This window comes from Janthinobacterium sp. SUN128 (genome assembly GCF_030587275.1).
GTDB lineage: Bacteria > Pseudomonadota > Gammaproteobacteria > Burkholderiales > Burkholderiaceae_D > Janthinobacterium > Janthinobacterium lividum.
This window is the reverse complement of sequence record NZ_JAPWHY010000004.1, coordinates 40,560-57,230: the sequence shown is the minus strand read 5'-3', so window position 1 is coordinate 57,230 and position 16,671 is coordinate 40,560. Positions and strand designations below refer to the sequence as shown.

Sequence of the window (16,671 nt, the reverse complement as noted above, 5' to 3'; positions counted from 1 at the left end):
GGTCCCGTATGGTCTCGGAGCCGTCAGCCCATTTCCACCAAAAACTCATGCATGCCCGTATGCGCCAGTTGCGCACATGCTGGCGCAAAGTGTGGCAACTGCCCCCACAGCAACGGGTTGCCGACGATGTACACGTAATGCTGCGCGCGCGTCAGGGCCACGTTGAGCAGGTTAGGCGTGGCCGCCGCCCACTGCGCGGCGCCGGCCGTGCTGTCATCGGCGCCGAGGACCAGCATCACCACGCTTTGTTCCTTGCCCTGGAAGGTGTGCACGGTGCCCACCATCTGGCTGCTCCACTGGCGCAATTCGCGCGCCGTCGGCGCCTTGCCGTAGCCGAGGCGGCGGTCCCAGTCCAGGTCCATGATGCGCGAACGCAATTCGTTGCGCACGGCCTTGAACGGCGTGATCACATACATGTCGGGCAGCTTGCCGTCGCGGCGGTACAGTTTCAGCAGCACTTCCAGCACGAAATCGAGCTGCACGGGCACGACCTGCTTGTAGCTGACGGCGCCGACGGCGTCGATCCAGCGGCTGGGGCCCCGCGTAAGTCCCCGCGCGCCATCTGGCGGCGTGCGGTCGCTCAGGCCGTAGACCATCTTGTCCTCGTAGGCGATGCTGTTGGCCAGTGAAAACATCGGCTCCACGCAGCGGCGGTGCACGCGCAGGGGGCTGCCGATCCACAAGGGTTTTTCGCCGTTGGCGCCGACCACGGCGCCGAAGCGGTTGGCCTTGTCGGCCAGAGTCTGCACGGAAACACTGCCTGGCGCGTAGCTGCCGTCCTGCGTGTGCGGCGACAGGGCGGACAAGGTCTGCACCAGGCGGCCCGGCACCGTGAACACGGGTTCGATCTGCAGCGGGTCGCCCACGACGACGGCGCGCTTGGCGCGCCACAGGCTGCCCAGCGCCGTTTGCGGTGGTGCTTGGCCCGCTTCATCGATGAACAGCCAGCCCAGCGATTCGGGGCCCATGCCCTGGAACTGGCGCGCGAACGAGGCAAACGTGGTCGACACGACGGGCACCACCATGAACAGGCTGTGCCAGACCATGGCGATGTGCGACTGGTCGTAGGCGCGCTTGTTTTTCAGCAATTTCGACACGGCCAGCAAGTTGCCGCCAAAGCCGGGGCCGCCTTTTTTTGCCACTTCCGCCAGCCACGCTTCATGCAGGGCCAGGGCCTTGGCGAACAGGCGCGAGCGCAGGCGCGCCAGCGCCGGTTCGTGCCACAGGCCGCCAATTTGCAGGGCGTCGCCGTCCAGCTCGTCCAGGGTGGCCGGCGCGATGATGGTGGGGAAGCGCATGCGCGCGCGGCGCAGCAGTTCCGTGCTGTCATCCCATTCGCGCTGGCGCGATTGCGCCGTGCGCAGCGCGATGTGCAGGCTGTTGCGGGCGCGCTCGCAGCGCGGCTCCAGTTCGCCTTTCAGCAATAGCTTGATGGCGGACACGTCGCGCGCGGCCTGGCGCTGCGCTTCCGCGTTGGCGACGACGGCATCCTTGAAGGCGCGTGCCGGTGCCGTGCGGAACAGCCGGGCAAAGAAGCCGGGCTGTGTCAGCGCCACCAGGCGTTCTTCTTCCAGCAATTCCTTCTTGCTGGCGAGCAAGGTATCCTGCTGCGCCAGCGCGGCGGCCAGGGCGCCATTTGCCGCATCCATCTCTTGCTCGGCAGCAATCAGCGCTTGCTGGCTGGCCTGCATGAAGTCCGCTTCCGTGCAAGTGCCCACGGCTTGCCACAGGGCGGCGTATTGGGCGTGTTCGGCCAGGGCCTTTTCCACCACGTGTTCCGTCTCGCGGAACTCGCGCGCAGCCTGGGCGAAGCTGACGCCCTGGTAGCTGGCCAGCCACTGGCGGATGTTCTGCGCATTCGGCGTCTTGCGCGGCGTGCTCTTGTCCCAGTCGTCGTCATAGAAATTGCTGACGAAGCGGCGGCGGTTCGCGCTGTTTCCCAGCGCACAGGACATCAAGCCCCATGGCGCTTCCGTCTCGCCCAGGGCGCGGTTGGCGCCGCTGCCATCAGCCACGACCCGGCGCGCCACGCTTTCAAAATAGCGCGTGCGCGCCCATTCCTTGCCCAGCTGCTTCGGTTTTGGCAGGTCGCTGGAAATGTTTTCCACCGCCGCGTTATTCGACGAAGCGACGACCATTTCAAAGCCCGTCAGTTCCGGACGCAAGCGGGCGATGGTAATCGGGTCGCGCACGCCTTCGAAGGCCACGGCCACCTTGCCGATGAAGGCGTCGCCGGCGCGGTCCAGGCAGGACAGCACGCTGGCGCGGCGCACGATGTTGTCGGCGAACAATTCACGCAGCAAGGTCGTCTTGCCCGTGCCCGGTGGGCCGTTGACGGAAAAGATGCCCCGTTCGTTCAAGCCCGTGCGCGCGCCGTGGATGGCGAACTGCTGCATCAGGCTCATGGCGTAGCTGGCGTCTTCCAGCCAGTGTCCCCGGTTCATATTGGCCGGATTGAGCATGGCGGCCAGCGCCTGGCGTCCGGCCGGGCTGTACAGGTCGATGCGCTCATCCTGTGCCAGCGGGGTCAGATAGGCAGCCACCGTCGCGGGTAGCTTGCCGCCACGCAAGGCGCGGATGATCTGCTCCAGGTCGTCGAGGTAAAAACTGTTGAGGATATCGATCGATGGCTCCACCGCGTCGCCGAAGTCCAGCGTGCGGTTCTGGCTGGCTTCAGCCAGGTCGGCTTCCGAGACTGCGGCGCGTTTTTTGCGCGTGCGCAATTCCAGCACGGCCAGCGGCTGGCCTGCCGACGGGTGGAAGCCGGCCCAGTCGCGCAGCAGGTCGGCCAGGGCGGCGATTTCCATGCCGGACAAGGGCGACGAGACATTGCCTGCCTCGTCCGTCACTGGCTGCGGGGCGCGGCTTGCCGCGAAATTGCGCAGGCTGTCTTGCAGCGCCAGCTGGCTGTCGCTGAAGGCGTCCAGGCTCAGTCCGGACCAGTCCGGCGTGCGGGCGCGGCCCAGGGCCCACGGCAACGTTGACACGGAGACGGGATCGAATTGCGGTTCGCCCAGCGCATTGAGGTTCAGGCGGGCAAAGCACGAGCGTCCCAGCAGTTCTGTTTTTTCTGTTTCGGCAATGTTTTCCGGGCCGTTGGCCGGCGGACAGGCCTTGTTGATTTCGGCCTTGTCGAACACGCCGAGGAACAGCGAGAAGCCGTCGATCTCTCGGTCGGACGGCACTTGCCATTGCGTGGCGAACTGCAGTGGCAATTGCGCCAGCTGTTCGCGGTGCAGGAGGCGCACGGTGGACTGGTCTTCAACGTCCGTGATTTGATTCAGGTCAAACGGGATAAAGAATTCGATCTTGTGCCAATACTCCAGGATAGCCAGGAGGCGCTGCTGTTCTGCCTGATTCATGATGACCAATATTTTGTAAAGCGAGCGAGGATTGTAAAGCGTATGCGCGGTGCACGTTTTGCACTTTTGCCTATTGCGCGGGCTTTGCCGCAAAAAAAGTGGTGATTGCGGACGAAAAAAAGCCAGGCAGCAACTTCCTGCCTGGCTTTCCCGTGGGGAGGACGTTGCTATTGGTTAAAACTCTTCCCATTCGCTCTCGGCGGCAGCATTGCTGCGGCGTGCCGGCGCGGCCGCGACAGCCTTGCGCGCGGGTGCGGGCTTGGCGGCGGGGCGTGCGATGGCGGGCGCTGCCGGTGCGGCGCGCACAGGCGCCAGCTTGGGTGCGCTGGCGACATGGTTGCCGGTTTTAAAGAAACCCACCACGTGCGCCAGTTCGCCCGCCTGCTCCTGCATGCTTTGCGAAGCGGCCGCCGCTTCTTCCACCAGGGCCGCGTTCTGCTGCGTCACTTCATCCATCTGGGCAATGGCCATGTTGATCTGCTCGATGCCGATGGTCTGCTCGTGCGTGGCGGAAGTAATCTCCCCCATGATGTCGGTCACGCGCACGATGCTGTCGACGATGTCGCCCATGGTCTGGCCCGCTTCATTGACGAGGCGCGAACCCGTGTCCACGTTGGCGACGGACGCGGCGATCAATTCCTTGATTTCTTTCGCTGCGCCAGCGGATCTTTGGGCAAGATTACGCACTTCCGTTGCCACGACGGCGAAGCCACGGCCCTGTTCGCCCGCGCGGGCCGCTTCCACGGCCGCATTCAGGGCCAAAATGTTGGTCTGGAAGGCGATGCCGTCGATGACGCCGATGATGTCGACGATTTTCTTCGACGACTCGTTGATGGTGCCCATGGTGTCGACCACTTGCGAGACGATGCTGCCGCCGCGCACGGCCACTTCCGACGCGCTTTTCGCCAGCTGGTTGGCCTGGCGCGCATTGTCCGCGTTCTGCTTCACGGTTGAGGTCAGCTCTTCCATGGCCGACGCCGTTTCTTCCAGCGAACTGGCTTGCTCTTCCGTGCGGGACGACAGGTCGAGGTTGCCGGCGGCAATTTCGCTCGATGCCGTGGAGATCGCATCCGTGCCGTTGCGCACTTGCGCCACCACGCCCAACAGGCTGTCGTTCATGGCTTTCAGGGCGCCCAGCAGGCGGCCCGTTTCATCGCTGGAATTGACGACGATGTGCGACGACAAGTCGCCCGAGGCCACGGTTTCGGCCACGCCCACGGCTGCATTGATGGGGCGGGTGATCGAGCGCGTGATGATCCAGGCAACAAAAGCGCCCAGCAGCACGGCCACGCTGCCCAGGGCAATCATGGAGGCGCGCGCGCTGGCGCTCAGCGTCTCGGCATCCGTCGCCGCCTGCGCCGCCTGCTCGCCTTCATACGCGACCAGGCTGTCGAGTGCGCCCAGCACGCGCTTCAGGCTCGGTGCCGCCTGCTGCGTCAAAAAGGCGATCGCTTCTTCCGTCTGGCCCGCATTGCGCAGCTCGATCACCTTGTTGTTCAGCGGCGCACCCGATTTCAGGGCAGCGTCCAGCTCGGCCATCAGTGCCGTTTCCTTGTCCGTCGAGATTTTCTTTTGCAAGGTTTCCTTGGCGGCACCATATTTCTTGCGCGCTTCGCCGATCTTCGCCAGTTCCGCCTGCACCAGCGCTTCCGTCGGCGCCACCACAATGCTCGTGATCGCCAGCGTAATGTTGCGCACGTTGTCGCTCATGGTATTGGCGGCCGCCATCTTGACGTTCTTGTCGGCCACGATGTCGTGCGTGCGCGCGCTCAGTTGTCCCATGGAGTACAGGCCGACGAGCAAGACGGCCACCAGCAGGCCGAGGACGACAGCAAACCCGATCCCGAGCCGGGTGCCGATTTTGAATTGTGTGAGTGACATGATTGCTTTCGTGTTGCGGAAGTGAAGGAAAACGTCGACAGGCCTGGGCTACGGGTTTATACGTAAGGGCGGCCAGGCTGTAATTGTTCCTCAAAATTCCGCACTGCAATACAAAAACTTGTATCAAGTCCCCGAAAAGTTTAAAAATTGGTAGCAAATTAAATAAGTTGTCGTGTGGAAACAACGAGCGCGGCGCCGGATGCGGACTCAGCTTTCCGGAAACACGTGCGTGGCCAGGAAGTCGAGGAAGGCGCGCAGTTTCGGCGTCAGGTGGCTGGCTGCTGGGCCACAGGATACGAAAGGTCCCATTGTGGCTGCGGTGCGCGTTCAGCACGGGCGGCAAGCGGCCCGCGGATACGTGTGCGCACATGCGGCCAGCACGGAGTGAGCCAGCTGCCCACCTGCGGCAGCTTGACGCGCAGGCATCCTCGGGGTGCAGCTCTTGCTGCTGGATAATTCCTGCTCGGCCGCTTTGATCTCGCCCAGGATGCGCCGGCAGCGTGCGAGAGACACGGTTCCCTCGCTCGTCATTGCGACGGAACTGTGGCAAGCCGTGTATGCGGCAAAGGAAATGCCATGACTCTGCCGCATCCCATTGTCTTTCTTGCGCTGGGCTTGATCTTGTTCAAGGCATGGCGCTACCGCCCGTCGTCAGTCGGCAATATGGTTGGGGATGCGAAACAGTAGATCCGTGTCGCCGATGTCCACGCCCGCTTGCGACAGCAGGGTGCTGGCCTGGCCCCGGTGGTGCGTCTGGTGGTTGAAGAAATGCATGAGCAGGCTGAAAAACTCGCGCCGGTTCGGGCCCTTGCTGTTGCGGTAATCGAGCAAATGGTCGAGGTCGGCTTCCGTGATCGAGACGGTCCAGTCGATGATGAGCTGGTCCAGCCATTGCCGGTGCGCGTGCATGGCGGCAAAATCGTCTGCCGTGAACAGCGGGTGCGTGAGCGAGGCGGGCGGGGTGATGGCGCGGATGGGGTCGAGCAGGGGAAAGCCGGCCGGGTGCTTCGCATAGCGCTGCATCCACAGCGTGTCGCCCACCATCACGTGGTTCAGGGTGGCCAGCAGGGAGCCGAAGAAGGCGCCCCGCTCGCGCTGCAGCTCGCCGGGTGGCAGGCTGGCCGCCGCCGCGTACACCTTGGCATTCATCCACTGGTTGTAATCGGCCATCAGGCAAAGGTGGGCGCAACGGCTCATGGTGATGAATGTTCTATATCAGACGGATTTCAAAAACGCGCGTATGCCGGCCAGCAGCATTTCAATGGCCATCGCCGTCAGTATCAAGCCCATCAGGCGTTCAAACGCCGTCATGACTCTTGGACCCAGGGCCCGCTGCAAGCGTTCGGCGCACAGGAAGACGGCCAGCCAGACGGCGGCCACGGCCGTCAGCCCCGCCACGTGGGCAATGACTTCGTTCATTTCATGCGAGGAAAACAGCAGCACGGTGGCCAGCGCCGACGGGCCGGCCAGCGCGGGGATGGCCAGCGGCACGATGAACGGTTCGCCGCCCATCTCGTGGTCGCTATTGCCGGCGTTGGGCTGCGGAAAGACCATGCGCATGGCGATCAGGAACAGGATCACGCCGCCGCCGATGCGCAGCGCCACTTCCGACAATTGCAAGGCGTTCAGGAAATGGCGGCCGAAGAACATAAACAGCAGCAAGATGCCGAAGGCGATCAGGCATTCGCGCACCACGACTTTCCAGCGCCGCTCGATGGGCACCCGTTTCAGGGCATTGACGAACAGGGAAACGTTGCCGAACGGATCGGTGACGAGCAAGAGCAGGATAAATGTCTGGAAAAAATTCTGTGTCATGGTGATGTGATTGAGGTCAACACCGCTGCCAGGATGGGCGCAGTGCGATAAGGCTTGCGATGATAACAAGAGCGGCGGCTATCGCCCATGATTATTGATGCATAGCAGCATTTTTTTTACGCAGCGATGACTTTTGCCTGGTAAAACGCGGTGGGCGTGGTGCCGAAATGCTTCTTGAACATGGCCGTGAACGCACTCTGGCTCGTATAGCCATTGTCCATGGCCACGTCGATGACCTTGCTGCCGTGCGCCAATTGTTCCAGCGCCCGCAGCAATCGCGCCTGCTGGCGCCACTGGCCAAAGCGCATGCCCGTCTGTTTCTGGAACAAGCGGTGCAGGCTGCGCTCGGTGATCGTCAGTTCCTGCGCCCAGTGCGCCACCGTCTGCTGTTCGCCCGGCTGCGCCATCAGCCGAGCGCAGATGCCGCGCAGGCGCGCATCGGCAGGCAGCGGCAGATACAAAGGCAGCACGGGCAGGCTGTCGAGCTCGTGCAACAGCAATTGCAGCAGATGCCAGTCGCGGCTGCCTTCCGTGAAATCGGGCGCGATGTCGACGGCCGCCACGATCAATTGCCGCAGCAGGGGGCTGATGTCGAGCACGCAGCTGTGGCGCGGCAGCAGCGGTGAGCTGGCGCAGTCGATGAAGACGGTGCGCATTTTCACGGCGCCGCTCATGCGTACCTGGTGCGCGATGCCGGGCTGCAGCCACACGCCGCGCGTGGGCGGCACCACCCAGCGCCCGCCTTGGGCCTCGATGGTCATCACGCCCTCGATGGCATACAGCAATTGCGCATGCGTGTGGCGGTGCACGGAAATCACGTGGCCATGCGCATAGTCGACGGCCAGCGCCATGGCGCGCGCCGTGACGGGCAGCAATTCCTGAAAGGCGGGGGAGGTGCAATCCATGAAAATGATGTCAGTTTTGCGATAGGTCCAGACATTTTAGCGCGAGAAGGCGCGGCGCGCCTGCGGCATGATGGTTTCCCGCAACTATTCCTGGAGCCTCGCATGCCTGTGCGCGCCTATCTGTATCCGTTTTTGGCCATGCTGCTGTGGGCCGGCAACGTCGTCGTCTCGAAGCTGGCGGCGTCCAGCATCGCCCCCACCGCCATCACTTTTTACCGCCTGGTGCTGGTCTTGCTGGTGATGACGCCGTTTATCGCCCGCCCCCTGTGGCGCAACCGCGCCGCCATCCGCCGCCAGTGGTGGCAGCTGGCCCTGTGCGGCGTGATGTCGATGGCGCTGTTCCAGAGCCTGTCCTACCGCGCCGCCGAATCGACGACGGCGACGAATATGGCCATCGTCACGGCGCTGGCGCCGCTGATGACGGCCTTGCTCAGCGTGCTGCTGCTGGGCGAGCGGTTGACAGTCGGCATGGCGGCCGGCGGCGTGCTGTCGTTTGGCGGCTTGCTGTACCTGGTGGGGCGCGGCGACGTGCTGGCCTTGCTGCATCAAGGCGTGCATGCGGGCGATGCGCTGATGCTGCTGGCCTGCCTGAGTTTCGCCCTGTATGGCGTGCTGCTGCGCCGCTGGCGTTTATCCATTCCCGCCTGGCAAGCCATTTATTGCCAGGCCTTGGCAGCCTTGGCGTGCATGCTGCCGCTGTTCCTGCTGCTGCCGGCCGGCAGCGCCAGGCTGGACGCTACGACCTTGCCGCTGATCGGCTATGCCGGCATAGGCTCGTCCATCGTGCTGTCCTACCTGTGGATTGAAGGGGTAAAACTGCTGGGACCGAACCGCTGCAGCATTTACGTCAACCTGCTGCCCTTGCTGACGGCCTTGCTGGCCATCGTCTGGCTGCACGAAAGCATGCATGTGTACCACCTGGTCGGCGGCGGCATCTCGCTGCTGGGCGTGCTGCTGGCCCAGACGGTGCAGCGGCCCCTGTGGCGCCAGCGTCCTGGCGTGTCCGGTCTTGCCTGAATGGCCATGCATAATGGCGGTTTTCAGGCAGTGGAGTTGACATGCGGCAAACATTTTGGATGAGCACGATGGCGGCGCTGCTGGCGCTGGGCACTTTGGCGCCGGCGCAGGCGGCAGTCCGGTTCTACGAGGGTAAACCGATGGCCACCGCCAGCGTTGTCGAGCGCCGCGATGGCGGCGTGGTGCTGGCCTTCCTGCGGGAAAATGGCGAAGTCAACGGCTACTATTGCCAGTGCAACGGGGATAGCGAGAAGCGCATGAACCTGAACAAGTATGGCAAGGCCAGCATCGCGGCCGTGTTCCAGCTTGACCTCGACAGCGAAGGTGAAACCACGTTCGTGCTCAGCCGCAGCAGCGATAAGCTCTTTGGCTTGCATGCCTACCGCTACGAGCGCAGCGGCGGCAGGATGTTCAAGGTGGCCACCCTGCAGCCCACCCTGGACGCCATCGTGCGCGGCGCGAAAACCATGGACGAGGCGCGGGTGCGCGCCGCGCTGGCCCGCTTGCAGCTGATCGACTACAGCATCGCGTACGCACCCACGGGCGTGGCCGAGTTCGACGCCATCGAGCATGGCCACGGCACCCTGGTCGGCTATTTCAATATCGATGGCGAGTTATTGCCCGGCAAGCCGACGGACGCCCCGGCATTTGCCTATAAAAAAACCTTCCAGGAAAAGGAGGGCCATTTCCTCACGGTCACCTATCTGCTGGGCAAGGGCTGGGAAGGCGGGCGCGCGCCCAGTTATCACGTCAAGTGGATTACCTGGGAAACGCAGCCGCAGCGCTTCGCCGCCAGCCAGGATGGGCTGCTCATCGAATACGACGTGAATTGCTGCACGGGCAACGTGTATGCCCGTGGCCGGTATGCGCAAGGCAAGCGCACTGGGCAGTGGCACTATGAAGAGCCGCTCACCATCCGCTCGGTTGGCGCGTTTGTCGACGACAAGGCCGAAGGGCCGTGGACGTATGAAAGCGGCGAGGAAACGACAACGGGCATGATGCAGCGGGGCCAGCGCACGGGCCGCTGGGAAGTGAGCCCGGGCGTGGACGAATGGCGCGACGAGGGCAAGGGCAATTACGAGGGTTTCGATACCTACGTCAAAGACAGGCTGGACGGCCCCAGCGAGCGCCGTATCGGTACGCTGGTGCACTGGCAGGGCAACTATGTGAATGGCAAGAAGCAGGGCCAGTGGATCGAGCCGGGCGGTGGCGGCCTGTATGTCGATGACATCAAGCAGGGGCCGTGGAAGAAGGCGACGCCGGATGGCGGCTGGCAAGTGCTGACCATGCGCGATGGCGAACCGGAAGGCAAGCTGGAACAATATGCGGCCGGTGGCCAGCTGGAACTGGTCGAACATTACCGCTTTGGCGAGCTCGAGGGCCCGATGGAGAGTTTTTATCCGGATGGCAAGCGGCGTTACCAGGGCTCGTTTGCCAACGGCAAGCGCGATGGGGCGGAAACCCTGTTTTATCCCGATGGCGAAGTGCCGCAATTTCACCGTAGCTGGCACAAGGGCGTGCTGCATGGCGTCAATATCGAGAATTTCCAGAACGGCAAACCAAAGCGGATAGGCGCCTACAACATGGGCATGAAAACGGGCCGGTTCCAGTATTTCCGCGACGATGGCCAGCTCATCGAAGAAACCATGTATTAACTTGTTAGCTAGCATAAATGGCATTCCCACGCGACCTTGCACGGCAGCGGAATGCCAGTTCTGCGCAAAAAACATCATCCGCTTGTTACAAAGCGTGAAAATCAATACTGGATGTTGCTACTAGTAAACTTTCCCTGTATCTTGCAGTCAGGAAATTAAAAGTACAGGAAACCTCGACCTCGTTGCCCTGTATTGCACTCCTGACGATATGCGCGGGCCGCCTTCCCCCCTGCCGCCTTACACGCCGTATCGATCTGTCCTGAACAATTCACGTGACCCGCCCATCTGGCGTTTGCCGCTATCTCGTCCGGCATGCGCAGGCAAGGTTGCGCCCTTACCAAGGAAACTGCATGCTGTCGAATATAACAATAAAAATGCGCCTGATTGCCACCATGAGTGTGCTGGGCTTGCTGATCGCCGTGTTGGGCGTCATGAGTATCATCAGCCTGAAATCGGCCAACCACAACCTCAACGAGGTCTACAGCAATCAGCTGGTATCGACGCAAGCCATCGGCGAGTCGCAGATTCTGCTGGGCCGCGCCCGGTTCACGATGGACCGCGTGATGGTGCACCCCGAAGCGGCCGATGCCAAGGATACCCTGGCCCGTGCGGAACAATTCATGGAAGCCTCCAACAAGTCCTGGAAGGTGTACCTGGCCTTGCCGCAAAGCACGGACGAAAAGCGCCTGTCCGACGACATGGACAAGAAGCGCAGCGATTACATGAACAACGGCTTGCTGGTCATGAGCAAGGCTTTGCGTGAAGGCAACGTCGCACAAGCGGACGGTTTGATGATGACGGGGCTGACGCCGCTGTACCGCACCCTGGACCAGGCAGCCGAAACATTGACGCAATACCAGGCCACGTCGGCCGCCGCGATGTATGCGACCAGCCAGTCCAGTTACCGCACCCAGGTGGCCATGGCCATCGGCGGTATGATCGTCGGCGCCTTGCTGACGATTATTTCCAGCATCTTGCTGCTGCGCGCCATCTTCGGCCCGCTGGATCAGGCCCTGCGCCATTTCGGCGCCATTTCCGACGGCAACCTGGCCAATGACATCGTCATCACGCGCAACGACGAGATGGGCGCCTTGCTGACGGGCTTGCAGAAAATGCAGGAACGCCTGTCGAACACCGTGCGCGGCGTGCGCGACGGCAGCGGCGCCATCGCCACGGCCAGCAATGAAATCGCTTCGGGCAACCTGGATCTGTCGAGCCGCACGGAGCAGCAAGCGTCGAGCCTGGAAGAAACAGCCTCCTCGCTGGAAGAGCTGACCTCGACCGTCAAGCAGAATTCCGACAATGCGCGCCAGGCAAACCAGCTGGCCGTGTCCGCATCGGATGTGGCCGTCAAGGGTGGTGCGCTGGTGGCGCAAGTGGTCGATACCATGGGCACCATCAGCGAATCGTCGAAAAAGATTGCCGACATCATCGGCGTGATCGATGGCATCGCCTTTCAGACCAACATCCTGGCCTTGAATGCGGCCGTGGAAGCGGCGCGTGCCGGCGAACAGGGCCGTGGCTTTGCCGTCGTCGCCACGGAAGTGCGCAACCTGGCGCACCGCTCGGCCAGCGCGGCCAAGGACATCAAGATGCTGATCGAAGCGTCGGTGCAGAACGTGGGCGCCGGCAGCGCGCTGGTCAGCCAGACGGGCACGACGATGGATGAGATCGTGTCCAGCATCCGCCGCGTGACGGACATCATGGGCGAAATCAGCGCCGCCGGCCGCGAGCAGGAACTGGGCATCGGCCAGATCAATCAAGCCGTGGCGGAAATGGATACCGTGACGCAACAGAATGCGGCGCTGGTGGAAGAAGCGGCAGCCGCTTCGGAATCCATGCAGGAGCAGGCGGCCGCGCTGGCCGAGATGGTCAGCATTTTTAAACTCGACGCCAACCATAGCGGTCCGGCAGCGGCCAAGCCTGCCTTGCGCAAGCCTGTCGTGGCCGCGGCCAGCACGGCCTTGAAACGCCCGGCGCTGCGCTTGGCGCCGGCCCGCGCCGCTGCTGCACCTGTCGCTGCCGCAAAACCGCGTCCCGCCAAGCCTGCTGCCGATAACAGCGGCGAGTGGGAAGAGTTCTAAGTTACTGCGCTGGCAGGGTGGCCTTGCTGCCCTGTTCCTGCAAGCGCGCCGCCTCGGCCAGGGCCTGGGCGCGCGCTTCTTCCGCCGCCTGTTCCGCTTTCTCATGCGCATCATGGCGCGCCTGCAAGGCCGCTCGGGCACGCACGAAGACGATCTTGATGGCCGCCATCACGGGCACGGACAGGAAGATGCCGACCACGCCACCCAGCTGGTCGCCGGCCAGCAAGCCGACGATCACCATCAGCGGGCTTACTTCCACGCCTTCGCTCATCAAGTATGGGTTGACCACGTAATCCTGGAACAAACGGTAGGCGGCGATAAAGCCGATCAGCCAGAACACGTGCTCGAAGCCGCTGAAACCGGCCACGACCACGGCGATGACGGCCGCCGCCAGCGGGCCGGCAAACGGGATGAATTCCAGCAAGGCGGCCGCGCCGGCCAGCAGCAGGCTGTACGGCACGCCCATCAGGGAAAAGGCGATGCTGTAGGACACAAAAGTGGCGATCGACAACAGCAGCAGGGCGCGCACATAGCGCGACAACAAGATGTCGAGGTCATCGATGATGGCGCCCCAGAGTTTCTTGTTCGGGCGGTTCAGCAGGGAGAGCAAGCCGTCGCGCATGTCCGGCCCTTCCTTGATCAACAAAAAGCTCAGCACGGGCACCAGCACCAGATAGATCAGGTTGCTGGCCGCATGCATGACGGTCAAGCCCAGTTCTTTCGCCAGCGGCATGGCTTGTCCCGTCCCGCTGCTCAGCTGTGTCTGCATGAACGACAGCAGGCGCGCGCGCAACGGTTCCATGAATTCCGGCAAAGGAATGCGCTCGGCAAAATTATTCCCCTTGAGCAAGGTCGGCAATTGATCGCTGAGCTTGATCGCCTCTTCCTCTATCCGCGCCCCGAAGATCGACCCCAGCACCGCCACCAGCAAGATCACCACCAGGAAGACGATGCCGATACTGGCCGTGCGCGGCAGGCGTTTCGGCCCATACCGCTCCAGCAGCCCGATCAGCGGATACACGAGGTAGCTGAAGAACACCGCGAACACCACCACGATCAAGGTCGACGACACCTTGTACGTGATGAATAACAAAAAAGCGACGAGAAAAGCCGTCCACACCATCTTGGCGACGCGCAAGTTAAAACCGAACATATGAATTCCTTAGGGCAGGATGCTACGCAAGCGTGGCTGGCTTGAAGGACAGGGTGGGCAAGGCAGGGATCGGGCCGCGCCGCACGGCCGGAAATCATACCGCAAAATGCCAAAATGCCATGCCCTTGTGCGGAATAGCAATGTTTTCCCTGTGTGCCTCCGCTTATTTTGTCCGCCAGAAGGCTACGGTAATGAAGACGCCGTTTTCCTTGTCCGGCTCGCGCAAGGTCACCGTGTAGCGGCCGCTCGTATCGCTGCCCGTGAACACGACCTTCTCGTCATGCCCCTTCACTTGCGCGCCCTTGGCCAGTTTGGCATAGGTGTTGAGCACCCAATGGAAATCGGCATAGCTGCGCAGGGTGATGCTGGCATCGGGCATGGGCTCGTCGCCGGCCTCGGCCGCTTCCGTGGGTGTGCGCATGGGCAAACCCGCCAGGCCCGCCGGCGCGATGAGTTTGCCGCCGCTGGAACTGCTGTTGAGTTCCGCATTCGGCAGCAGCAGGTGCAGCAAGCTGGCGGGAAAGCCGGGCGGTACGTCGCGCTGTTCCCAGCCGGGCTGGCCGGGGCGGGTCGTGATGTATTCCACCACAGCAATGCTTTGCCGCTGTTCCGGCGCAGCCTGTGCCAGCATCTGTGGCAACTGCCGCGCCCAGACCAGCAGCGGCGCGGCCATCTCGTCCTCCGCGCCGGGCGGCAGGAACAGCGTCAGCACGGCATGCGTGGATGGCAGGCAGGCGGGCGCGGCGTCGCCGATGGCGGCCTGGCAATGGCCGTTGACAAGGCCCAGCGCCAACAGCTTGCGTTGCGGATCGAACAGCATGGCGGCGCGCCATGCACCGTCGGTGCTGGCATCGATGGAGGCCAGCACCGAGCGCCCGTCGGGCAGCATGGTGCGCGTGATGTCATCGAGTGAATGCATGCTGTCGAGCACCTGGCGCGCGATCAGGGTATCGCCCTGCGTATAGCTGCCGCGCGCATAGCCGAGCAGTTTCAAGACGTCGGCGCGGATCTCGGGATGCGCGCTCAGGCGCAGCGGCGGCGATGGGACAGGCACGGTGGCGGCCACGAAGGCGGCATCCTCGGCAGGAATGGCTTGCGCCATGGTGGACAGCGGCAGGCACAGGGCGGCGCACAGGGACAGCATGCGAAAAGTGATGTTTCCTGGGGTGTTCAATGGCAATCCTTGTCGAGACGCCATGCCGGACGGCTTGCCGGCATGCGCGGGCCGCGATCTTAGCATTTCAGGAATAAATCTCTTTCTGCTAAGCTTGGCTATTGAATCACTGTTCCCGTTGCCATGGCCCAGATTACTATTTCCTGCAGTATCCCTGTCGACGATGCGGCAGTGACCGAGTTCCTGCACAAATATCTGGGCCGCTCGCGCGTCGGCTCGGCCAAACTGTTGAGTATGGGAGAGACGGGCTGTTTTTATACCTGTCCCTTGTTTCTGGATGACCACGCCAAGGTGAGCCGTTTGATCCGCCGCATGCTGGCGTTCTTTGAGAGCAAGGACATTCCCTTGACGATCCTCAAGATCGGGGCCCAGGACAGCTGGTACGAGGTAGATCCCGAGCAGCGCGATCCCTGGAAGATTTCCCCGCAAGCCTTGCTGGCGCTGCTCGATGCCAAGCAGGACGCCAATGCCTAGGCGGCGTTGAGCACGTAGCGGTTCTTGCCGTTTTTCTTGGCCTGGTACAAGGATTCATCGGCGCGCCGGTAGCTGTGCGACAAGTCCGTTTCCTTGATCAGTTCCGCGATGCCGATGCTGACGGACACCCTGCGTTCCGGCACAAAGGCCGCTTCGACGGCATCGACCAGTTGCGCGGCAAAGGCGCAGGCCGCGTTCTTTTCGCCCAGGTAAATCACCGCAAACTCCTCGCCGCCCAGGCGGCCGCACAGGTGCTCGCCCGACAGCCCGCCGATCACCTCGGCGATCTTTTTCAGCACCTCGTCGCCCACGTCATGGCCATACACATCGTTGATCTGCTTGAAGTCGTCGATGTCGATCATCAGGAAATACGCAGGTGTGCGCGCCGTGCGCTGCAAGGTGCGGGCGCTTTGCGTGAACATGCGCCGGTTGTTGAGTCCGGTTAAGCCATCCTTGTAGGCCATCGTCGCCAGTTCGCGCTGGGAACGGTAGTTATGGATGCGCAAGACGAGAAAATAGATGTTCAGCGCCAGGCCGATGATCACGCTGATGGTGACGGCCAGCACGGGCCAATGCTGGTCAGCCTGGCCCGCATGCACGGGAAACTGCCCCAGCCCAAGGATGGCCCACACGCACAGCGATACGCCCAGGTAATACGCGATGCCGCTGAAGATGGGCGCCGTCGTCAGGGTGATCATCACGCCCAGCGGCAATACCCAGAAAGCGGGATCTTCCGTCCCCAGCATCAGCACGCGAAAGCTGAAAGCAATGAACAGCACGCTGATCGTACCGCTGACGATGATCGCCTGCAGTGACTTCGCATACCTGGTCAGCACCAGCCCGACCACCATGCCCGTCACGCCCAGCGCCGCCTGCGCATGATCGAGCGAAGCGCGCGACAAGGTCAGGCTGAACGTGACCAGCCAGCAAGCCAGGCCAAATGTCAGGATGGCTATCGAAATGAAATGCAGTTCCCTGAAAAAGCGCTGCTGCTGCTCCCGTTCTCCTGAAAAGAAAAGGTAATAGAAGGCAGGAGACAGGCTGCGCGAAGTGAACATGACATTTGTCCAGGCAGACAACACGCCTTGCGGCAGGGACGCCTCCCGGCAACGGCAGGCGGCATGGCGCGCGCACAAAATTAGTTGCGCTCA

The 16,671-nt window shown here is 62.6% G+C and carries 12 protein-coding genes; 4 read left to right on the top strand and 8 right to left on the bottom strand.

All coding sequences use genetic code 11. The features are described 5' to 3' along the window. Positions 1–23: 23 nt before the first annotated feature. The 5 genes from O3297_RS24350 to O3297_RS24330 form a co-directional block, all read right to left on the bottom strand. Positions 24–3,362: a DEAD/DEAH box helicase gene (locus tag O3297_RS24350; RefSeq protein ID WP_305050532.1), complete on the bottom strand. Its 3,339-nt coding sequence runs from the start codon at positions 3,360–3,362 to the stop codon at positions 24–26. 174 nt (positions 3,363–3,536) lie between these two features. Next, a complete protein-coding gene (locus tag O3297_RS24345) occupies positions 3,537–5,243 on the bottom strand; it encodes a methyl-accepting chemotaxis protein (protein ID WP_070280113.1) in 1,707 nt (568 codons plus the stop codon). A 651-nt stretch (positions 5,244–5,894) separates the two neighbouring features. Continuing rightward, positions 5,895–6,440, bottom strand: a complete 546-nt coding sequence (locus O3297_RS24340) for a DinB family protein (RefSeq protein ID WP_305050529.1) — start codon at positions 6,438–6,440, stop codon at positions 5,895–5,897. Positions 6,441–6,458: 18 nt separating this feature from the next. Then, on the bottom strand, positions 6,459–7,058 hold the full coding sequence (locus O3297_RS24335) for a MarC family protein (RefSeq protein ID WP_070280111.1): 600 nt from the start codon (positions 7,056–7,058) through the stop codon (positions 6,459–6,461). 116 nt (positions 7,059–7,174) lie between these two features. Continuing rightward, entirely contained in the window at positions 7,175–7,963 is a 789-nt protein-coding gene (locus O3297_RS24330) for a helix-turn-helix transcriptional regulator (protein ID WP_305050527.1), read from the bottom strand. A gap of 102 nt (positions 7,964–8,065) precedes the next feature. On the opposite strand from O3297_RS24330, the gene O3297_RS24325 reads away from it, so the two are divergent. The 3 genes from O3297_RS24325 to O3297_RS24315 all read left to right on the top strand — a co-directional run bounded on the left by O3297_RS24325 (position 8,066) and on the right by O3297_RS24315 (position 12,719). Then, positions 8,066–8,980 (top strand): DMT family transporter, encoded by a 915-nt coding sequence (locus O3297_RS24325; RefSeq protein WP_034781295.1) that lies wholly within the window; start codon positions 8,066–8,068, stop codon positions 8,978–8,980. 41 nt (positions 8,981–9,021) lie between these two features. Continuing rightward, positions 9,022–10,635, top strand: a complete 1,614-nt coding sequence (locus O3297_RS24320; RefSeq protein ID WP_305050524.1) for a toxin-antitoxin system YwqK family antitoxin — start codon at positions 9,022–9,024, stop codon at positions 10,633–10,635. A gap of 350 nt (positions 10,636–10,985) precedes the next feature. Continuing rightward, positions 10,986–12,719, top strand: a complete 1,734-nt coding sequence (locus O3297_RS24315) for a methyl-accepting chemotaxis protein (RefSeq protein ID WP_305050523.1) — start codon at positions 10,986–10,988, stop codon at positions 12,717–12,719. Position 12,720: 1 nt separating this feature from the next. Here O3297_RS24315 and O3297_RS24310 read toward each other — a convergent pair whose 3' ends face one another. Continuing rightward, positions 12,721–13,872 carry an AI-2E family transporter gene (locus tag O3297_RS24310; protein ID WP_070280107.1) on the bottom strand — a complete coding sequence of 384 codons (1,152 nt, stop codon included), beginning with the start codon at positions 13,870–13,872 and terminating at the stop codon, positions 12,721–12,723. A 163-nt stretch (positions 13,873–14,035) separates the two neighbouring features. Then, the gene (locus tag O3297_RS24305) at positions 14,036–15,046 is read right to left on the bottom strand and encodes a hypothetical protein (RefSeq protein WP_305050522.1); all 1,011 of its coding nucleotides are present in this window, start codon (positions 15,044–15,046) and stop codon (positions 14,036–14,038) included. Positions 15,047–15,169: 123 nt separating this feature from the next. Here O3297_RS24305 and O3297_RS24300 point away from each other — a divergent pair, with 123 nt between their 5' ends. After that, positions 15,170–15,520 carry a hypothetical protein gene (locus O3297_RS24300; protein WP_305050521.1) on the top strand — a complete coding sequence of 117 codons (351 nt, stop codon included), beginning with the start codon at positions 15,170–15,172 and terminating at the stop codon, positions 15,518–15,520. Here O3297_RS24300 and O3297_RS24295 read toward each other — a convergent pair. Further along, the gene (locus O3297_RS24295; protein ID WP_305050520.1) at positions 15,517–16,578 is read right to left on the bottom strand and encodes a GGDEF domain-containing protein; all 1,062 of its coding nucleotides are present in this window, start codon (positions 16,576–16,578) and stop codon (positions 15,517–15,519) included. The genes O3297_RS24300 and O3297_RS24295 overlap by 4 nt on opposite strands. Positions 16,579–16,671 lie beyond the last annotated feature (93 nt).